Genomic DNA, 2,375 nt, shown 5'->3' on the forward strand with positions numbered 1-2,375 from the left:
CCCTCCTCCCGCCGGCTCCCCGCCCCTCGCCGGGCGCGGTCGGCCTGGTGCTGGCCCGCCCGGCCCGCCTGCTGGGCGTCGAACCCTTCTTCATGGAGTTCATCGCGGGTATCGAGGAACGCCTGGCGGAACACGACCTGTCGGTTCTGCTGCACGTCGTCCCCCACCACGAGGCGGAGATCGCCGCCTACCACCGCTGGGCGGCCCGGGGGCTGGTGGACGCCGTGGCGCTGGTCAACCCCACCGTCGGGGACCGACGCCCGGAGGTGCTGAGCGAACTGGGCCTGCCCGCCGTCGTGGTGGGCAACCCCGACAGCGCCACCGCCCTCCCGGCCGTGCGCACCGACGAGTCGGGCCCCGTTCGGGACGCCCTCGCCCGCCTTCTGGAGCTGGGCCACCGACGCATCGCCCGGGTCGGGGGCCCGGCCGACCTGCTGCACACCGTCGCCCGCACCCGTGCTCTGCGCCAGGGGTGCCGGGAGGCGGGGATCGAGCCCATCGTGGTCGAGGGGGACTATTCGGACGAGGCCGGTGCCCGGCTCACCGCCCGTCTGCTCTCCGCGCCGGAGCCGCCCACCGCGATCATGTACGACAACGACGTCATGGCGGTGGCCGGCCTGGAAGCCGCCGGGGCGGCCGGTGTTCCCGTCCCCGAGCGGCTCTCCCTGCTGGCCTGGGACGACTCCCCGATGTGCCGGTTGGCCTCCCCGCCGCTCACCACCATGAGCGTGGACGTCCACCGGTTCGGGGGCCTGGTCGCCGACACCCTCCTGGAGTTGGTCGGGGGACGGCCGGTGACGCCCCGCGAGTCCCCGGCGGCCCGATGGGTGCGTCGGGGCAGCACCGGACCGGCGCCGGGGCACTGAGTCCGGGGCGCCGCACCGACCCGCCGGGTCCGGGGGGTTCCTCGGCCGAAGCCCCGCCGCGCCCCGACACCCCGCCGGTGGCCCGGCCCGGCGCGCGGGGGCCAACGGGCCGCACCGGTGGCCGGATCGACGGGCCCGCCCCGAGACCGGGTGTCAACCCACCCCGTGGAAGCCGGACACCGCTCCCCGTCCCCGGGCGCGTACGGTGGGCCCATGAGCGACAGTCGTGATCCACGCGAAGAGATCGCCCGCCTCGGAGCGGGGAAGTACCTGCTGGTCACCACTTTCCGCCGGAACGGCCGGGCGGTCCCCACGCCGGTGTGGGTGGTCGCCGACGACGACGCCCTGTTCGTGTGGACCGTCGCCGACTCCGGCAAGGTCAAGCGGCTGCGCAACCGGTCCGATGTCCTGCTCGCCCCCTGCGACGTGCGTGGCCGTCCCACCGGCCCCGAGGTGCCCGGTCGGGCCGAACTGCTGGACGGCGCGGGCAGCGAGCACAGCCGGCGGCTCATCGCCCGCCGCTACGGCCTGACAGGCCGGCTGGCACTGTGGGGCAGTCGGCTGCGCCGGGGCCGCGCCGGGACCGTCGGCATCCGGATCGTCCCGGTCCCCTCGGACGTCACGCCGGGGTGACCGGTACGGGCGTCCCGTCCGACGACCCCCGTGCCCCCGGCACTCCCGGGGGCGTCACGTCCGTCGGGCGGGATGGCGAGGGAATCGGGGCGGGGAGGAGCGGCGCCGTCAGCCATCCCACCTGCTCGCGGGTGAACAGGAGCGCCGTGCGGCACCCGGGCGGTGTCCGCCCCTCCTCCAGTTCGGCCACCAACCGGGCCAGGGAGCGCAGGTGCCGTGCGAAGACCCGCCCGGTGACCACCCGGCCACGACGCGCCTGCCCGTCCAGGGCTTGCCGCGCCGGCACGTCCAACACCAACAACAGGAAGCCCCGTCCCCGCCGGCGGGCTTCCCGGGCCAGTCGCCGGCGCACCCACGGGTGACGTCCGCAGTCGTGCACCAGTACGCCGCTCCCCGATCGGAGGGCGAGTTCCAGCCGCAGGAAGTGCTCCAGTCGGGCCACGGGGCGGTAGAGGGACCAGGGCAGCCCATCGGGTAGTCGGGCCTCCCAGCGAAGCCGCACGTCCTCGGAGTCGATCACCACCGGATCGCCCCAGCGCGAACCCGCCTCGGTCACCATCCGCCGGATGAGGGTGGACTTCCCACCGCCGGGCAACCCCGAGACCACCACCCGGTCCCCCCGTCCCGCTCCCAGCGGAGGAAACCCCTCGCGGGACGGGCGGCGGACGTCCACCACCCGCCCCCGGGCCGGCCGCGCGGTCGGGGTACCGCTCCCACCGACGGGCCGCGGCCCGTTGTCGCTCTTCATGGGGGCATGATGCCGCCGGCCTCTCCGAGTCCACTGCCGGAATGCGGGATTCGGCCACTCCGATCTCCTCCCTCGCACCCGTTCCGGCGGGTCGATCGGTACCGCCCCCGGCCCCTCGATCCCGGTGG

General features: G+C 75.7%; 3 protein-coding genes. 2 read left to right on the forward strand and 1 reads right to left on the reverse strand.

All coding sequences use genetic code 11. The features are described from left to right. A partial coding sequence (locus FNQ90_RS19905; RefSeq protein WP_323380087.1) for a LacI family DNA-binding transcriptional regulator occupies nucleotides 1-866 on the forward strand: 866 nt, incomplete at its 5' end. A gap of 213 nt (nucleotides 867-1,079) precedes the next feature. Then, a complete protein-coding gene (locus FNQ90_RS19910; RefSeq protein ID WP_182607617.1) occupies nucleotides 1,080-1,499 on the forward strand; it encodes a PPOX class F420-dependent oxidoreductase in 420 nt (139 codons plus the stop codon). On the opposite strand, the gene FNQ90_RS19915 is transcribed toward FNQ90_RS19910, so the two are convergent. Then, on the reverse strand, nucleotides 1,486-2,109 hold the full coding sequence (locus tag FNQ90_RS19915; protein ID WP_323380088.1) for an AAA family ATPase: 624 nt from the start codon (nucleotides 2,107-2,109) through the stop codon (nucleotides 1,486-1,488). The genes FNQ90_RS19910 and FNQ90_RS19915 overlap by 14 nt on opposite strands. Nucleotides 2,110-2,375: the final 266 nt, after the last annotated feature.

This window comes from Streptomyces alkaliphilus (genome assembly GCF_014141535.1).
In the GTDB taxonomy this organism is placed as follows: domain Bacteria; phylum Actinomycetota; class Actinomycetes; order Streptomycetales; family Streptomycetaceae; genus Streptomyces; species Streptomyces alkaliphilus.

Coding starts and splice junctions, on each gene's coding strand:
- FNQ90_RS19910 (WP_182607617.1), top strand. CDS start 1,080: ATGAGCGACAGTCGTGATCCACGCGAAGAGATCGCCCGCCTCGGAGCG.